Here is a 1,059-nt window from a genome sequence, read left to right on the forward strand (position 1 = left end):
AAACAAACAGAATGCTATCGCTGCATAGTTGAACAGTGATGTTCAGCAGTGTTCAGCGTAAATGTATCAGGCAAAGACGTGCCACGGGGCTTTGGGCGAGGGAAAGACAATCGGCAAGCGGCTGAGTCACAGAATCCAGAGCGGGGATCCGAGATCCCATCCTCTTCGCAGGCGGCTCTGACGTGGGTTCAACGCTACCGACAGGCGGGGGATCTGAAAGCTGCTCTGCACCTCTGCCGGCAGCTTACCCGCGCCCAGCCGCGTTTGTTCGCTGCTCAGGCGTTGCTGGGATCCCTTTATCTCCAGATGGGGGATCCCCGCCAAGCTTTGACCCCCTTGCAACTGGCTCTGCACCTGCGGGGGGATTGGGTGCCGGCCTGGCAGGATCTGGGCGATGCCTGGATGCAGCTTGGCAACCCAGAGGAAGCGGCGCGAGCCTACGAACAGGGCCTGGCCTTTGCCCCCGGTGATGGGCAATTGCTTTTCCGATTGGGCAGTTGTTGGCTCACCCTGGGGAAATTGGCCCAGGCAATTGAGGTGTTGCAACAGGCAGCAGCAGCCCAGCCTCCCCAGGTCTATGCCTTGGCAGCTTTGGGGAATGCCCTGATGCTCGATGGCCAAGCTGAGGAAGCGGAAGGCTGGTTTCGCCAAGCTCTCGCCCTTGCACCCCAGGAGGGGCGAATTCTCGTTAACCTCGGCCACTGCCTGCACCTGCAAGATCGCCTGGAAGAGGCCGCCGATTGTCTGCAACGGGCCATCTCGCTGTTGCCGAGGGATGCCCAGCCCCACAACAACTTGGGCACCATCTTGCAGGAACAAAACCGGTTGGAAGCGGCCATTGAAGCCTATCGGCGCAGCTTGCAGTTGGCCCCCCACTGGCCGGAGATCCACTACAACCTGGGCACGGCTTTGCTGACCCTGGGCCGCTACGAGGAGGGGTGGCGAGAATACGAATGGCGGCTGCAGCGACAAGGGGCGACCTACCCGCGCTTTCTTTCCCCTCTGTGGACGGGATCCCCCCTGAGCCATCAGACCCTGCTGATCTGCGCCGAACAAGGG

1 protein-coding gene is annotated in these 1,059 nt (G+C 61.2%); it reads left to right on the forward strand.

All coding sequences use genetic code 11. From position 1 onward, the window contains the following. Positions 1–78: 78 nt before the first annotated feature. Positions 79–1,059: tetratricopeptide repeat protein (locus tag NW837_RS14545; protein WP_414332287.1), on the forward strand; the 981-nt coding region annotated here is incomplete at its 3' end.

The sequence above is a fragment of the Synechococcus sp. R6-10 genome (genome assembly GCF_047461815.1).
GTDB lineage: Bacteria > Cyanobacteriota > Cyanobacteriia > Thermostichales > Thermostichaceae > Thermostichus.